The 16,017-nt window shown below is 70.6% G+C and carries 13 protein-coding genes; 5 read left to right on the top strand and 8 right to left on the bottom strand.

The window, feature by feature from the left end:
• The first annotated feature begins 61 nt into the window (after nt 1-61).
• The 4 genes from KBX00_RS06690 (at nt 62) to KBX00_RS06675 (ending at nt 4,002) form a co-directional block, all read left to right on the top strand.
• The gene (locus KBX00_RS06690) at nt 62-1,534 is read left to right on the top strand and encodes a DEAD/DEAH box helicase (protein WP_210824330.1); all 1,473 of its coding nucleotides are present in this window, start codon (nt 62-64) and stop codon (nt 1,532-1,534) included.
• A gap of 132 nt (nt 1,535-1,666) precedes the next feature.
• Entirely contained in the window at nt 1,667-2,053 is a 387-nt protein-coding gene (locus KBX00_RS06685; protein ID WP_307868178.1) for a helix-turn-helix transcriptional regulator, read from the top strand.
• The gene (locus tag KBX00_RS06680; protein WP_301547474.1) at nt 2,050-3,504 is read left to right on the top strand and encodes a permease prefix domain 1-containing protein; all 1,455 of its coding nucleotides are present in this window, start codon (nt 2,050-2,052) and stop codon (nt 3,502-3,504) included. The genes KBX00_RS06685 and KBX00_RS06680 overlap by 4 nt, the downstream gene beginning before the upstream one ends.
• Nucleotides 3,505-3,531: 27 nt before the next feature.
• On the top strand, nt 3,532-4,002 hold the full coding sequence (locus KBX00_RS06675; protein WP_210824328.1) for a type II toxin-antitoxin system RelE/ParE family toxin: 471 nt from the start codon (nt 3,532-3,534) through the stop codon (nt 4,000-4,002).
• A 22-nt stretch (nt 4,003-4,024) separates the two neighbouring features.
• Here the strand turns inward: KBX00_RS06675 and KBX00_RS06670 are convergent, their stop codons facing one another.
• The 3 genes from KBX00_RS06670 to KBX00_RS06660 are packed head-to-tail and all read right to left on the bottom strand — an operon-like array spanning nt 4,025 to nt 7,693.
• Nucleotides 4,025-4,771 (bottom strand): YqjF family protein, encoded by a 747-nt coding sequence (locus tag KBX00_RS06670; protein ID WP_210824326.1) that lies wholly within the window; start codon nt 4,769-4,771, stop codon nt 4,025-4,027.
• A gap of 52 nt (nt 4,772-4,823) precedes the next feature.
• On the bottom strand, nt 4,824-6,416 hold the full coding sequence (locus tag KBX00_RS06665) for a diguanylate cyclase (protein WP_210824324.1): 1,593 nt from the start codon (nt 6,414-6,416) through the stop codon (nt 4,824-4,826).
• A 50-nt stretch (nt 6,417-6,466) separates the two neighbouring features.
• Entirely contained in the window at nt 6,467-7,693 is a 1,227-nt protein-coding gene (locus tag KBX00_RS06660) for an MFS transporter (protein ID WP_210824322.1), read from the bottom strand.
• Between the two features lie 266 nt (nt 7,694-7,959).
• On the opposite strand from KBX00_RS06660, the gene KBX00_RS06655 reads away from it, so the two are divergent.
• Nucleotides 7,960-9,222 carry a hypothetical protein gene (locus KBX00_RS06655; protein WP_210824320.1) on the top strand — a complete coding sequence of 421 codons (1,263 nt, stop codon included), beginning with the start codon at nt 7,960-7,962 and terminating at the stop codon, nt 9,220-9,222.
• Between the two features lie 61 nt (nt 9,223-9,283).
• Here KBX00_RS06655 and KBX00_RS06650 read toward each other — a convergent pair whose 3' ends face one another.
• From KBX00_RS06650 to KBX00_RS06630, 5 genes are all read right to left on the bottom strand, one after another.
• Nucleotides 9,284-11,677 (bottom strand): ricin-type beta-trefoil lectin domain protein, encoded by a 2,394-nt coding sequence (locus tag KBX00_RS06650; protein WP_210824318.1) that lies wholly within the window; start codon nt 11,675-11,677, stop codon nt 9,284-9,286.
• Between the two features lie 135 nt (nt 11,678-11,812).
• Nucleotides 11,813-12,664, bottom strand: a complete 852-nt coding sequence (locus KBX00_RS06645; protein WP_210824316.1) for a sugar phosphate isomerase/epimerase — start codon at nt 12,662-12,664, stop codon at nt 11,813-11,815.
• 7 nt (nt 12,665-12,671) lie between these two features.
• Nucleotides 12,672-13,859, bottom strand: a complete 1,188-nt coding sequence (locus tag KBX00_RS06640) for a substrate-binding domain-containing protein (RefSeq protein ID WP_301547473.1) — start codon at nt 13,857-13,859, stop codon at nt 12,672-12,674.
• A gap of 22 nt (nt 13,860-13,881) precedes the next feature.
• The gene (locus tag KBX00_RS06635; protein WP_210824314.1) at nt 13,882-14,865 is read right to left on the bottom strand and encodes an ABC transporter permease; all 984 of its coding nucleotides are present in this window, start codon (nt 14,863-14,865) and stop codon (nt 13,882-13,884) included.
• 1 nt (nt 14,866) lies between these two features.
• Nucleotides 14,867-15,880, bottom strand: a complete 1,014-nt coding sequence (locus KBX00_RS06630; protein ID WP_307868176.1) for an ABC transporter permease — start codon at nt 15,878-15,880, stop codon at nt 14,867-14,869.
• Nucleotides 15,881-16,017 lie beyond the last annotated feature (137 nt).

Genomic DNA, 16,017 nt, shown 5'->3' with positions numbered 1-16,017 from the left:
CAGGCCACGGCCGGCCACGCAGCGCCGGGTGGGACGTCCCCCTTCTACGTTCGGAGCATTCATGGCGGCACGCCGCCCGCAGCAACAGACCACCCCGCCCACCCTGCCGACCTTCGCCGAGCTGGGCGTGCCCGCAGCACTCACCCGCGTGCTGGCCGCGACCGGGGTGGACCGGCCGTTCCCGATCCAGGCAGCCACACTGCCCGACGCGCTGGCCGGTCGCGACGTGCTCGGTCGAGGCCGCACCGGTTCGGGCAAGACGTACGCCTTCGCCCTGGCCGTGCTCACCCGGCTGGCCGCCAGCGCCGCGCCGCGCCGACCCGGACGCCCTCGGGCGCTCATCCTCGCCCCCACCCGGGAACTGGCCACCCAGATCGACAGCGTGCTGGCGCCGCTGGCCCAGGCTTTGTCGCTGCGCACCATGACCGTCTTCGGTGGCGTCGCCGCCCGGCCGCAGATCGCCGGGTTGCGCGCCGGGGTCGACGTCCTGGTGGCCTGTCCGGGCCGGCTCGCCGACCACGTGCAGGCCGGACACGCCCACCTGGACGCCGTCGAGATCAGCGTGCTCGACGAGGCCGACCACATGGCCGACCTGGGCTTCCTGCCGACCGTCCGCCGGCTGCTGGAGCTGACCCCGCGTGGTGGGCAACGGCTGCTCTTCTCCGCCACCCTGGACTCCGGCGTCGACGTGCTCGTCCGCCGTTTCCTCACCGATCCGGTGGTGCACAGCGTCGACTCACCCCGGTCGCCGGTCGCCGCGATGACGCACCACGTGCTGCACGTACAGGCCGAGGACCGGTTCGCCGTGCTTGTCGACCTGACCGCAGCGCCGGGCCGGACGGTGGTGTTCACCCGCACCAAGCGCGGCGCCAAGACCCTCACCCGCCGGCTGGTCGCGGCCGGAGTGGCTGCGGTGGAGCTGCACGGCAACCTGGCCCAGGGTGCCCGTACCAGGAACCTCAAGGCGTTCTCCGACGGTACGGTGCGGACGCTTGTGGCCACCGACATCGCGGCGCGGGGCATCCATGTCGACGACGTGGCCCTCGTCGTGCACGCCGATCCGCCCGTGGAGCACAAGGCGTACCTGCACCGCTCGGGGCGCACCGCCCGGGCCGGCGCGGCCGGGACCGTCGTCACGCTGATGACCGATACGCAGGCCCCCGAGGTGCGGGAGCTGACCCGCAAGGCGGGCATCGCGGCAACCACCACCCGACTGCGCCCGGGGGACGCACTGCTGCGGGAACTCGCGCCGGGCGACCGGACGCTGGCGGTCACGCCAGCCGCCCCGCCGACGGCCGCCCGACGGGAAGCGTCCCCGGCCTCCGCCGGCCGGAGGCGGCGCGGCAGCGGCAAGGCTTCTCCCGCCGCCTCGGCGCGTGCGGGTGCCGCGACCTTCCCACGATCCGGGGGGAACGCCCCGGCACGATCCGGCGGGAACGCCCCGGCGCGAACGGGCGGGATCGGTTCCGCGCGGTCGGGTGCGGCGGCCTTCTCCGCCCGGGCCCGGCCCGGTGGGCGCGGCGGCGGTCGCTGACCGGCACCCGCACCGGAGCCCGGCAGCCACCACCGAACGAGGATTCCGAAGCCCGCCAGTGATGCTGGCGGGCTTTCCTTGCGCCCTCCAGATACCTAGAACTACTATGCCTAATAGTTCTAGGTATTGGTGGTGGAGAATCTGATGAAGGTCACCAAGGATCTCGTCGCCGCCTCGGCGACGCCGATGGTGCTGGGCATCCTGGCCGACGGGGAGAGCTACGGGTACGCCATCCTCAGGCGGATCAACGAGCTGTCCGACGGCGAGCTGGACTGGACCGAGGGGTTGCTCTATCCCCTGCTGCACCGGCTCGAACGGCTCGGACACGTGGAGTCGAGCTGGCAGTCGGTCCCCGGGGAGCGGCGACGCAAGTACTACCGCATCACCGACAGCGGCCTGGCCGAGCTGGCCGAGCAACGTCGCCAGTGGGACACCGTGGTGGGCGCCCTCAGGGCGATCTGGGTCGATCCCGGCGACGTCCGGCGCTCGGCGACGATTCCACTCGGAGGTCTGGCATGACCGCGCCTGGCAGCCCGGACGGCAGCGCGGCATCTCCCGGCCGGGACGGCATGCCGGCGCCAGGTGACCGGGAGGACGCGACGAGGACGCCCGGTCCGGACGGGCTGGAGGCCCAGTTCGCCCAGTGGCGTCACTACGTACGACGCCGCCCGGAATTGCAGCGCTCCGACGCCGAGGAGTTGGAGGACCACCTTCGCGGCTCGGTCGACGAGCTCATCGCCGCCGGTCTGCGCCCCGACGAGGCGTTCCTGGTCGCGGTCAAACGGCTCGGCGGCCTGGACGAGCTGTCCCGCGAGTTCGCCCGGGAGCACTCGGAGCGGCTGTGGAAGCAACTGGTACTCACCGGCGGCACCGATGATCCGGAGACCGGCGACCGGTCCCGGCGCGATCTGGTCGCGATGATCGTCTGCGCGGTCGGCGCGGCCGTGTCGATCAAGGTGCCGGCGTTGTTCGGGCTGAGCCTCGACGGAAACGAAACGTTCTACGCGCCCAACTTCGCGTTGTTCGCGCTGCCCTGGCTGGCCGCCTACCTGGCCTGGCGGCGTCGGGCCGGGACAGCGCTGATCGGGGTGATGGTGGCGTTGTTCGCGCTCGGCGCGGTGGCCGCCAACGTCTACTCCCTCGCGGAGAACTCCCAGTCGCTGGTGCTGACCACCATCCACCTGCCGATAGCCCTGTGGTTCGTGGTCGGCCTGGCCTACGTCTCCGACGACCTGCGCTCCTCGCGGCGACGGATGGACTTCATCCGCTTCACCGGGGAGTGTTTCGTCTACTTCGTCCTCATCGCCCTCGGCGGCGGCGTGCTCACCGCCTTCACGGTAGGGACCTTCCAGGCCATCGGGATCGATCCGGAGGGCTTCGTCTCGCAGTGGCTGCTGCCGTGCGGCGTGGTGGCCGCGGTGGTCGTGGCGGGCTGGCTCGTCGAGGCCAAGCAGAGCGTCGTGGAGAACATCGCCCCCGTCCTCACCCGCCTGTTCACGCCGCTGTTCACCGCCGCGCTGCTGGCCTTCCTGGTCGCCATCGTGTGGACCACCGCCGGCATAAACGTCGAGCGGGAGGCCCTGATCCTGTTCGACCTGCTGCTGGTCGTGGTGCTGGGGCTGCTGCTCTACTCGATCTCGGCCCGCGACCCGCTGGCCCCGCCCGGCCTGTTCGACAGGTTGCAACTCGCCCTCGTGATCAGCGCGCTCATCATCGACGTGCTGGTGCTGTGGGCGATCACCGAGCGGATCACCGAGTACGGCACCACCCCGAACAAGGCCGCCGCACTCGGTGAGAACGTCATCCTGCTGGCCAACCTCGCCTGGTCGGCGTGGCTGATGCTGGGATTCCTCCGTCGGCGCACTCCGTTCGCGGCCCTGGAACGCTGGCAGACCGGCTACCTACCGGTGTACGCCGGTTGGGCCTGGATCGTGGTGCTGCTCTTCCCGCCGCTGTTCAGTTACCTCTGATCCGCCTCCCGCCCCGAGCGGCCACCGGTGTGGACGATCGTCATCGCGACCCGTCCACACGCGGTGGCCGCTTCCCGCGGCCCACTGGCCGAACAAGGGCTGCTGCTGGGCGAGCCGTACACGAAACAGCTGGATGGGAAGCTACGCGAGTTGCGGTTCTACCTGGAGCGGCAAGCAGTCAGGATCACCTACTGGATCGCGTCGGACAAGCGGATCATCTTGCTGACCGTCTTTCACAAGACGCGCGTGTGCGCGACGAGCGAGAGGTCGACCGAGCACGCCGGGTATTGGCCAGATGCATTGATGAGGCGCACCGCGTCGTGGAGAAGGAGGGCTAGCTCATGGGCGAGCGTAGTGATTGGGCCTCGCTGCGGGAGCGCGGTCGCACGGTTCGAGGCCGGCGGCACCGTCCCGACCCTGCCCGTGTTGGAGCGGTTGGCGGCGGCCTTGGAGGTTAGCCTCAGCGTCAGTTTCGAGCCACGCGACGCGGCGGCTTGAGTCGCCGGCGATCGCCTGCTGATCAGGCTCTGGTCTGGCGCACGCTGGACGGCGGGCCGAAGGCGACCGGCACCCCCGGTGAGTAGAGCACGCTGCTCGGCGCCCCCTGCGGTGCCGGCAGTCCGGCGGCGGTCACCAGTTCGTCGTCCAGGGCGAGCAGTTCCGCGTGGTGCAGTGGCCAGCGGGGGTGCCAGTTCGGCAGGTGCCGGGTACGTCCGTACGCCCGGGTGTGCAGGCCCCAGCGGGCGGTGACGAAGTGGTCCAGCGGCGTCGGCTCGGCGACCGGCCCGCCGACCCGGACCTCGATCCGGCTGGTCGTGCCGGTCGGGCCCGGCCAGCGACGCCGGCACCGGTAGCTGAGTCGGTCGCCGTCGCGCTCCAGCTTCATGGCCGACCACAGGTACGGCAGCCGCAGGGTCGCCCGGGCGACCAGCACCGGCACCAGCCGGGAGGCATCGAGCGAGCGGAAGACCACGGCCCGTCGGCCGGAGCCGTCCACGGAGTACAACCGCACGTTGGTTTCCCAGAAGCTGCCGAAGTACGGCACGCCGGGTCCGAGACCCAGCCCCAGACCGACCATCCGGAAGCCGATCAGCCCGACGTAGGTCAGCCCGTCGAGCGTGTCGGGGCGGGTGCCGGCCGGCAGCAGCGGTGCGACCCGCGCCGGCTCGACCGACCAGTGCAGGAAGATCAGATCATCCCAGCGTTGCCGAAGGATCGCGCGGCGGAACCCCCGGATGGGCGCGACGTCGACCGGCTCGATGTCCACGTACCGATCCTGCCGGATCGGCCGACGCCGCGGCACCCGGCGCGATCCGCGGTCAGGTGCCGGGGTGACGGCTGCTCATCCGGTTTCCGCCGGCCCGCTTCGCCGCGTACATCGCACCGTCCGCGTGGGCGAGAGTCTCTCCGAGGCTGTACGCGGAACCGCCGGCCACCCCGACGCTTACCGTCACCTGCCAGGCCGGCATAGCCGCCACGGCGGCTACGGTCCGCTGGGCGACCTGCTCGGCGGCGGCGAGATCCGCTCCCGGCAGGATCGCTACGAACTCGTCACCGCCGAGCCGGGCGACGAGATCGTCCCGGCGGACACTTCCCGCGACCACCTGGGCCACCGCCCGCAACACGTCGTCGCCGGTGGCGTGTCCCAACGAGTCGTTGACGTCCTTGAACCTGTCCACGTCCACGATCAGCACCGCCACTGGATCCGTCCCGGTCGCCGTGGGAGTGGCCAGGCGCTCCAGGAAGCTGTCCAGACCACGCCGGTTGGCCACCCCGGTGAGCGGGTCGATCCGTGCGGCCCGTTCGGCCCGCTCGTGCTGCCACCGCAGCACGTCGTACGACTGCATCGTCACTGCCGCGTGCAGCCAGCGATGTCGCTGGCGCCACAGCAGTTCCGCGAGCGCGTCGCCGTAGGTGAGGCCGGGCAGCGCGTCGGGTGTCCCGTCCTTCGCCAACAGCACCGCGTGCGTACGGTGCAGCGCCGCCGTGATCAACCAGTCGTTGTCGGGTGACAGGCCGGTCACCGCCTCCTCGATGACGCGCAGCGCCTCACCCGGCCGCCCGGACCGGCTGAGCGCTACGGCGTGGAACGGCCGGCACAGCAGTTGCTCCTGGTGTCGCTGTTCGACACCGTGCTCCTGCAGCGACGCCAGGAACCGGGGGATGTCCTCCGCCGCGCCGGCCGGGTCCTGGCGGTCGGCGCGGGCGCACGCCGCGAACAGCGACGCGGAGAGCCGCCACACCTCCGCCTTGGGGCCGGAGGCTTCCGTCATCGCCCGCATCGCGTGCTCCTCGGCCACCGTGGTGTGCTTCTCGGCCTCGGCGACCTGACCCACCTGGTACAGCTCCAGGGCCCACATCAGGTTGAGTTCGGCCAGGTTGCACAGCCACATCGCCCGGTTGCCGTTGTCCGGGTACCCGGGTCGGCAGGTGGTCTCGTACGCCGCCTGGAACTGTGGCGCCGCCAGCTCGTAGAGGCGCAGTTTCGCGTACCCGATGGCCAGCCCGGTGCGGGCGTTGCCCTCGATCACCGGATCGGGTTCGCCGGCCAGCAGGGCCGTCTCCGCGCGGACGAGATCCCGCAGGACGGCCTCGATGTCGTACTCGGCGATGTCCTGGTCGCCGAGGCGCAGCCGCCGGTCGGCGCGCAGCGACAACGCGCACGAGCGCCACCCGGAGCTGTTCTCCCGCTCGGCGGCGACAAGCATCAGATCGGCGGCGGCGATCGCGGCGCGCAGGTCACCGAGCCGGGTCAGCGCCACGACGCGCGCGAAGTGCATCGCCGCGGGGCCGTCGCGCAGTTCCCCGGTCGGTTCCCGCAGTGCCGCGACCGCCTCGGCCAGCACCTGGGCCGCGCCACCGGCCTGTGCCTCCTCCAGTAGCCTCAGGGCTCGGAGGGTCACGTCGTCCATGCGGTCTCCTCCGCACCCGCCCAGGGAAGAACAGCCCGATGGTACGGTAATCAGCCCTCTTCGATAGTCTCCGACCGGTTCGGGCTCTGGGCCAGCGGTCGCCAGGCGGCGAGAGCGACGACCGCCATCGTGAGCCCGGCGATCCAGAACGGTGTCGTGACGTCCCAGATGCCGGCGATCAGGCCACCGAGGAGGGACCCGACCGCCGCCCCGCCGAGATCGAGCACCGCGTACGCGCTGCCGACCCGGCCGAGCAGGTGGTGCGGCACCAGCCGCTGCCGCAGCGACGCGACGGTTATTCCCCAGACCATGCCGTGCGCGCTGAAGACGACCAGGACGACCACCACGACCCAGACCGCCGTGGTGGTCGCCAGGATCAGATGGGTGACCATCTCGATGACCAGCCCGATCCGCAGCACCACGGTTCGTCCGAACGTCCGGACCAGCCGGGTCGCCAGCGCGGTGCCGGCCAGCCCACCGACCGCGAACGCGGTGAGCAGGAGACCGTAACCGACGTCGGAGACGCCCAGACGTTGCCGACAGTAGAGCACGAACACCGCGAACGCGGCGCAGAAGGCGACGTTGCCCACGCCCATGCTCAGGGCCAGGGTCCGCAGCAGCCGGTGTCGCCACAACCACCGCACCCCCTCGGCGATCGAGCGGACCACCGAGGTGTGCGTCGTGGCCACCGGTTCCGGTGCCGGCCGCAGGCTCGCCAGCAGCACCGCGGCGACGGCGAACGTGAGTGCGTTGAGCCCGAACGGCACCGCCGCGGCGATCACGAACAGCCAGGCACCCAGCGGCTTGGCCACGAACTGGTTGCCGATCGTGAAGGTGGCGTAGAGCCGCGCGTTCGCGCTCGGCAGCCGGTCGGGGGCGACCACCGAGGGCAGCAACGCCCCCATGGCGGTGTCGGCAAGCGTCTCCCCCGTACCGAGCAGGAAGAGCACCGCGTAGCAGACGGCCAGGGTGACGGTTCCGGTGGCGACGGTGAGGGCCAGCGTGGTGAGCGCGACGGCCCGGATCAGGTTCACCGTCACCACCAGGCGACGCCGGTCGAGCCGGTCCACGTAGGCGCCACTGAGCAGGGCGAACAACAACCAGGGCAACTGTTGTACGAAGACGGCACCGGCGATCAGCGCCGGACTGTCGGTGATGGAGGCGACCAGCAGTGGGCCGGCCGCCATGGTGATGCCGTCACCGACGTTGGACACCGCCGAGGCGGTCCAGAGTCTGGCGAAGTCCGCGCCGAGACGCGCGGATATCAGGGCACGCAAGATTGCTCCTCGAGCTGGCAGGGAAACGGCCGTCAGGGGACCGCTCCGCAGCGAGGAGCACCGCCACCGCCGGTGGACCGACGATGGGCCGCGCAGGTCAGCGCAGGGTGAACTCTCGCGCCGGAGCGGGGGCCGTGACCAGGTCGAAGCGCATCTCAACTCCTGTCCGTCGACGGATGTCGAAGCGGAGGATAGCCACTCGATGCCGCACGCCGACACCGGTTTCGCCAGGCCATGATCGCGACGCCGGTCGATACAGTGATCCGGTGGAGCAGATGAGCAGGCGGCGGTTCCTCGACGAGGTGGTGGCCGTCACCCGGGACCGGCAGGCCACCACTCACCTCTACGTGATGCTGCGTGAGGGCGGCGGCATCGGGGTGCAGTGGGAGCAGCCCGGGCTCGACCATCTGCGGGAGTTCCGCGTGGTCGACCCGGACGGGCCCGTCTGCCCGCACTGCCTGATCATCGAGGCGGTCCTGCGCCTGACCCCGGTCCTGCCGCTCGACATGCTGCGCACGGGCCGTGCCCGGGTGCAGTACGAGCGGATCCTGCGCGCCGGCATGCTGCCGGCGCCCGCGTTCGCCCGGCAGTCGACGAGTCGTGCGGTCACCTGGCTGGGAGACTGCCACGGTGCCACCGGCAATCCGCACACCGCAGCGGACTGCGCCGAGCATGCGGCGATCGGTCCCGCCGTGGTCACCGACCCGCTCGACGTGGACCCCGTGGCGGCGCTGCCCCGGGCACTGCTCGAGATGACCGACATCGCCGACGTCCGGGACCGGCTGCGGCTCGCCCACGACTGGCGGGACACCGCCGCCGAGGTGGCGCGGCGCAGCCGTTGGGCCGCAACGACCTGGGGTTTCCTGCGCAGTTCCGCGGTGCTGGGCGTCCCGGCGGCCGGGGTGCCGGGGCTGGTCTACGCCCTCGACCCGGACTTGCCGGCCGACGACCGTCCCCTCGCCGAGGCGTACGCGACGGCGATGCGGTCGCTCTCCGGCCGGGATGACCTGGTCTACGCGGACCGGGTCTGCCTGGTGCCCGACCCGGTGCCCGGCAGTACGCGGATGCCCAGCTTCGCCGGTGCGGTGGAGGTGGCCGCCGGGCAACCGGTACGCACGTTGCGGCTGCCGTCGAGCCGCCGGCCGCTGAGTCGGCTCGGCCGGGGGATCCTGCTGCTGTTCGAGGCGCGGCACGTGATGCTGATCCGCCACGTCCAGCGTGAGCCGGACTGGGAGTCGGAGGCGGCGCTGCACCTCTTCGAGTTCGGCATGCTCGAGGAACTCGGTGGCCCCGCGTACACCTCGGCCGTGGCCGCCCACCTCGACGCCCTGCGTCGCGAGGGTGCGCTGCTCGCCCGGCCGCAGCAGGTCCTCGACCGCCGCGAACGCCGGGCGCTCGCCGGGATCTTCGGCGACATCGACGACGAGGAACTGCACCTGTGGGGTTCGGTCGCCTACCGCAACGCGATCATGGTGATGCTGGGCAGCCAGGCCGCCTTCGCCGAACACCTTCGCCGGCAGGCGTCCTGAACCGACAGCGGGCCGGCCCGGGTGGGTGGGTTCCGGCGCACGAACCCACCCACCCGGAGCGTCAGTTACGCAGGTTCCACTGCTGGTTGGCACCGCCGTGGCAGGCCCAGAGGTGGACCACCGTGCCGTTCGTGGTGCCGTAGCCGCTGGCGTCGAGGCACAGTCCGGACTGCGCACCGGTGATGGTGCCGTTGGCGTTGACGTTCCACTGCTGGTTGACCTGGCCGTTGCAGTCCCAGATGATCGCCAGGGTGCCGTTGCTGGTGCCCTGGCCCGAAGCGTCGAGGCACTTGTTGCCGTACACCATGAGTTGCTTGCTGGCGGTGTAGGTCCACCGCTGGTTCGTCCCGCCGTGGCAGTCCCAGAGCTTCGCCTGAGCGCCGTTGGTGGTGCTCGCACCTTCGACGTCCACGCACCGCCCGGACTGGGTACCGACGATCTGCACGTTCTGCGTGCTGCTGCCGCCCTGCGGACCGGCGGCGGCCATCACCGCCTGGGCACCCGAGGGCCAGTTCCCGTTGGTCACCGTCACGTTGCCGGACACGACGTTGCCCCGGTCGCCGTTCGTCACGTTGGTGCTGCCGTTCGTCGACCAGTTGTTGGTGACGGTGAAGTTGCCCATGTTCTCGGCGTACCAGTAGTTGGCGGTGGCCCAGGTGCCGGTGGACGAGAACACGTTGTTGCGGGCGGTGTAGTAGCGGGATCCCTCGTCGAAGTAGACGCCGAAGTAGCCGTTGGTCCGCAGACAGTAGTTGTCGCTGATCAACCCGCCCGGGTTCGCCGACAGGGTGTAGATGCAGCCTCCGTCGTTCATCTGCTGCATCACGTCGTGCACGTAGTTGCCGATGAGCCGGTTGTTCGACGCGGTGGTGGCCGTCGTGTAGCGCGGCTGGTAGTTGTACAGGCCACGGCCGGCGTAGTGCTCGCTGCCACCCGCGTCGTTGGAACCCCAGCCGTACCCGATGGACATGCCGGTGTACGGCATGTTGTAGACCTCGTTGTACGACACCGTGGAGTTGGTGACGTAGGTGGTGAGCACCGAGACGATGCCCCGGTACTCGACACCCAGGTCGTGCAGGCGGTTGTTGCTGATGGTGATGTCCCGGTTGACCATGCGCTGGTCACTCGGGTGGTGGGCGTCGGCGCGCACGCCACCGACGACGATGCCGCCGGCCGCGTTGCGGGCGATCTCGGAGCGGGTGACGGTGATGTTGCTGGCGCCCAGGCCCACGCCGCTGGCGTGGGCGTTGGCGTCGTTGCCGATGCCGATGGCCGTCTGCCCGAGGTTGACGAACTGGGAGTCGCTGAAGGTGATGTTGTTGGCGGCCGAGACCTGCACGGCGGCCGGCATCTGCTGCCAGTTCGGCCGGGTGGCCTCGAACTGCGGGCAGCCGTTGTGGCAGGAGGAGAAGCTGGGCCAGTTCCAGTTGCCGTAGATGTAGGCGCCGGTCTGCTGGTCCACGTAACCCTGGTTGCTGCTGGCCCCCAGCCAGGTCGTGCCGGTGAAGGTGATCCCGGTGAACGAGATGTGGTGGGCCGGCGAGGCGTACGTCCCGCCGAGGTTGACCAGGGACTGTTGCGTCGGCAGTTCCACACTCACGCTGCTCATGTTCTGGCCGGCGAGCGGGATGTAGTTCAGCGCGCCGCTGCCCGGGTCGAGGTACCACTCCCCCGGCGAGTCCAGGAACTCGTAGGCGTTGGCCAGGTAGAGCGGCCCGGCGCGGTGCGGGCTGGTGAACGTGTCGTACCCGAAGTTGTTGTTGCTCCAGCCGGGCTGCTGCATCCGGATCAGGTTGCCGCTGATGCTCTGCACCGACACGTACCGGTCGGTGAACGAGTTGACGCTCTCCATCTGGATGCGGCTCTGGTTGGCCAGGTTGTTGAGGTAGCTCAGGGCGCCGCTGGTGAACCGCATGCCGGTGCTGTCCGCGGTGAAGTCCGCCCGGTTGACCTGGGTACGGGCCCGGGTGGCGAGCGCGCCGTTGACGTAGAGCTGACGGGTGTCGGTGCCGGCGCCGACGTTTGCCCGCCAGATGTTGCGGCCGGCGTCCACCTGCGACCAGCCGGTGACCGCCCGGGCACCGCTGATCACGGGACGGGCCGACGGTGCCGCCTGCCAGATCACCCGGTAGCCGTTGGTGCCGGAGTCGGCGGCGGTGAACCGCAGCGGTGAGGAGAGCCGGTAGACGCCGTCGGCCAGCTGCACGACGATGTCGCCCGACATCGAGCTGTTCATCGAGCGGACGGCGGTCTGCGCACCGGTCAACGAGCACGGTTGGGTGGCGGTGCAGCTGCTGCCGCCGCCGGAGGGGGACGCGTAGAGGGTGGTGGTCGCGGCGAGGGCCGGGGCGGCGAACGTGGTCACGGCGGCCACGGTGGCCGCGGCGGTCAGCGCCACCGTCGCGGTCGCGGCCAGCACCCGTCGGGGTGTGCCGGGGGGTGGAGGTACGGACACGGGGGTCTCCTTACCTGGACGGGTGGTGCGATGTGGTGGGTGGTATGTGGACGGCAGTTCATCATACGAATGATGTCTGCGCAAGGATCGACTGAGATCACGTCGGCGACCCGATGCCGGCGCGGGTGGCGCAGCTCAGCCGAGGATGCTCCGGAGATAGGCCAGCCCGTCCCCCGCGAGCCGGTCCGGTGACGGGGCGAGCGGGCGCCAGATCGAGGCGGCGGTCGCGATCGTCGCGTTCTCCGGGGTGAACGACTCGATGCAGATCGCACCCCAGTAGCCGGTGGCGGCCAGGGCGGCGAGCAGCCGGGGCCAGTCCAGGTGATCCGACCCGGGCGCCCCCCGGTTGGTGCCGCTGACCTGTACGTGCTTGATGTGCGGACCCGCCGCGGCCAGCGCCGCGTACGGGTTCGCCTCCTCGATGTTCATGTGATACGTGTCGATCATGAGACCGACGTTCGACGGCAGGCCGTCGATCATCTCCACGGCCTGTTCGAGCGTGTTCACCACGCTTGTCTCGTACCGGTTGAGCGCCTCCACCCCGATGGACACCCCCCGCTCGCCGGCCCGATCGGCGACCGGTACCAGCGCCCGGCGGAAATCCACGTAACAGTTGGCGCGTTCGGCCGGCGTCATCCGCCAGGTGCGGCCGACCGACGCGTAGACCGGACCACCGACGCAGGGCGCGCCGATGATCGCCGCGCTGTCCACGCAGCCGTTCAGGTACGCCACCGTGGCCTTCACCACGGCGGGTTCGGCCTCGACGAGTTCCCGCCCGGGCGGGGTCACCGCACAGACGCCGGCCGCGGCCAGTCCGTACCTGGCGAGCAGGTCGCGGACGCGGTACGGGTCCCAGTCGCCCGGCTGCTCGATCGGCAGTTCGACCGCGTCGAAGCCGAGCGCCGCGATCCGTGGGATCAGCGCGGCCAGGGCCTCGTCGTCGACCGGCGAGGCCCAGACCCAGGGATTGACACCGACGGCACGCATCGGACGCCTACTTCCAGCGCTGCGGGTAACCCGGCAGGTCCGTGCAGCCGCACATCGCGTAGTGCAGCGGCGGCATGTTCGGGTCGAGATAGCTGTCCAGGTTCTCCTGGGTGATCGTCGGCTGGGGCAGCTTCCACGGGTCGGACACCTGCTGGCCGTCGAGGATCCGCAGCGCCGCGATGATCGGCGTACGCCACTGGTAGGTCGGGTACGTGGGCGCGATCGCGGTGAGCCCCTCCTCCTTCCACATCTTGAGGAAGTCGAGCTGGTCCTCACCGTTGATCGGCGGCACCGGCTGACCGGCGTCCTGGAACGCCTCCACCGCCGCCACGGCGACCGCGCCGGCATCCATCCAGACGCCGTCGATGGTGCCGTGCCGCTGGATGTAGTCGTTGACGATCTTCTTGGTCTTGGCCGGGTCGCCGTCGGTGAACTCGACCCCGACCACGTCGACCTGCGCCTTGTCGAACGCCACCTTCGCGGCGGACCACCGGGTCTCCAGCACGTCGACGCCGGGCAGGATGCGCAGCGCGAGAACCTTGCCGCCGGGCTTCATCCGCTGGCTGACGAACTCCGCTCCGACGTGACCGAACCCGTACCCGCCGATCGGGTTGATGAACGTCACCGGGCAGTCGGTGTCGACGCCGCGGTCGAAGACGATCACCGGCAGGCCGGCGTCGCAGGCCGCCGTCACGGCCGGGGTGAGCGTGGCGGTGGTGTTCGGCGAGACGATGAGCGCGTCACAGCTCTTGCCGAGCAGGTCGTTGATGTCGGCGATCTGCTTCTGGTCCTTGCCCTCGGCGTCGACGTGGACGAACTCGGAGATCCGGTCGCCCTGCGCCTCGACCTCGGCCTGCATGGTCTTGAAGCCGACCTGCCGCCACGGGTTGTTCAGCGCCGCGTTGGAGAAGCAGATCTTGTAGGGGCCGTCCTTCTTGAACTTCGCGGTGTCCACCATCTTGGGATTGAGCACCTGCTCCCACGGCTTGTCGGCCGGCCCGGTCGGTGCGGCGTCGAGCAACGCGAGTTCGTTGTCGTAGTCGGCCTGCACGAAGAACTTCGACTGCTCGCCGGTGCCGGCCCCGGCCGGGGGTGCGGAGGCGCCGTCCGACGGGGTCGCCACGGGCTCGTCCGTGGCACAGCCGACGAGGGACACCAGGAGGAGCGCGGCCGTGGCCGCCATGCGTCGTTTCATGAAGAATTCCCCTTATCTCGACTTATCGCGACGTGGAACGTCGGGTGGAGACCGCCACGGCGAACAGGATGATGGCGCCCTGGACGGTCGGTCTGAGGGCGCCGGAGACGCCGTAGAAGTTCATGAGCGTGAAGAGCAGTTCGAGGGTCAGCGCGCCGAGCATCGCGCCGACGACCGAGCCACGTCCGCCGCCCAGGGCGACGCCGCCGAGGACGACCGCGGTGATGGCACCGAACTCCAGACCGGCACCGGCCTGGAAGGACACGCCGCTGTAGCCGCCGATCAGGATGGCCGCGACGGCGGCGGCGAGGCCGCTGAGCATGAAGGCGATGGTCCGGGTACGGCGCACCCGGGCGCCGCTCAGCGCCGCCGCACGCGCGTTGTCCCCGACCGCGACCAGGATCCGGCCGAAGTCGGAGCGCATCAACAGCACCGCGAGCGTGGCCAGGACCAGCAGAATCACCAGGGCGTACGGGATGCGGCCGAGCACCGGCACGTCCTCGAAGGCACGCCGGCCGAACCGACGGAACTCCTCGGAGAGCCCGCCCTTCGGCGCGCCGTCGGACCAGAGATAGACCGCCCCCACCAGGATCAGGAACATGCCGAGGGTGGTGATGAACGAGGGCACCCGCAGGCGCGTCGTGATCAGCCCGTTGACCAGCCCGACGAGCACCCCACCGGCGAGCAGCACCAGCACCACCGGCCAGGTGCGGGACGGATCGCTGTCGATCAGCCGGGCGGCGACCACGACCTGCGCGGTGACCAAGGAGCCCACGGACAGGTCGAACTCGCCGGAGACGATCACGAAGTACTGACCGGCGGCGAGCAGGATGATCGGTGCCGACCGGCCGAGGAAGGACATCAGGGAGGCCGGAGCCAGGAAGTCGGGCTGGCGGACGGCGACCAGGACCAGCAGCACCGCGAGTATCGCGAGCAGGGGCAGCAGGCCGCCGGTGCGTACCCGGGACAGCTGCGGCGGCAGCGGGCGACGCTGGACGAGCTGCATGTCAGACGGCCGCCTTTCGCATGGCCCGACGGGCGTAGACGGCCACGGCGGCGATGATGATGGCGCCCCGGATGACCTGCTTGAAGAAGGCGTCCACTTCGAGCTGGTTGAAGATGGCGTCGATGCTGGCGAGCAGCAACACGCCGCCGAGCGTGCCGGCGACGCCGCCCTTGCCACCGGCGAGAGCGGTGCCACCGATCACCACGGCGGCGATCGACTCCAGGTCGTAGAGGCCCTCGGTGCCCACCCGAGGGGCACCCGAGCCGAGCCGACTGGCCAGGTAGATCCCGGCGAGTCCGGCGCAGAGCGAGCAGAGCACGTGGGCGATGACCAGCACCCGCTCGTTGCGGACGCCGGAGAGCCGGGCCACCTCCGGATCACCCCCGACGGCGACCAGGTGGTGTCCGAAGCGGGTACGTGCCAGGGCGAACCAGCACGCTCCGGTGACGGCGAGCAGCAGCAGGAAGGACAGCGGTACCGGGCCGATGCGCTGGTAGCCCAGGCTCTGCACGAGCCCCGGCGAGGTGCTGCCGGCCGGCCCGTCGTAGCCGTTGTCGAGATATCCCTTGAGCAGCAGCCCGACGCCGAGGGTGGCGATGAACGCGTTGATCCGCAGCCGGGTCACGAGCAGTCCGTTGAGCAGCCCGACCGCGGCGCTTACCGCGAGCGCCAGGCCGATCGCGGGCAGCAGCGTGCCGTCGCGGCCGTTCATCGTCTCGGCCGCGACGAGGGTGCTCAGGCTGATCACGTACGCCACCGAGAGGTCGAGCGAACCACCGAGGATGACCAGGGTCTGCCCGACCGCGACGAGACCCAGTCCGGCGGCGACGTGCAACAGGCTCACCGTCGTCGACTGGTTGAACAGCTGTCCGCCGTCGATCATGACGACCAGCCAACCGACCGCCAGCGTGATGGCCAGCGCCACGAACACGCCCGGTACCGGTCGTCGGGTAGGCCGCAGCGAGAGCAGGCTCCCGCCGCCGAGACCGATGGTTCGCTCGCTACGCTCGCTCACGCCGCCGCCTCGCTTCGCTCCGCGGCAGCGCGAGACGCCACGCTGCTGAGCCTGATGGTTCGCTCGCTACGCTCGCTCACGCCGCCGCCTCGCTTCGCTCCGCGGCAGCGCGAGACGCCACGCTGCTGAGCCTGATG

Source organism: Micromonospora sp. C95, from assembly GCF_018070465.1.
In the GTDB taxonomy this organism is placed as follows: Bacteria; Actinomycetota; Actinomycetes; order Mycobacteriales; family Micromonosporaceae; genus Micromonospora.
The sequence above is the reverse complement of the archived record's forward strand: the minus strand, read 5'-3'. Positions and strand labels throughout refer to the sequence as shown.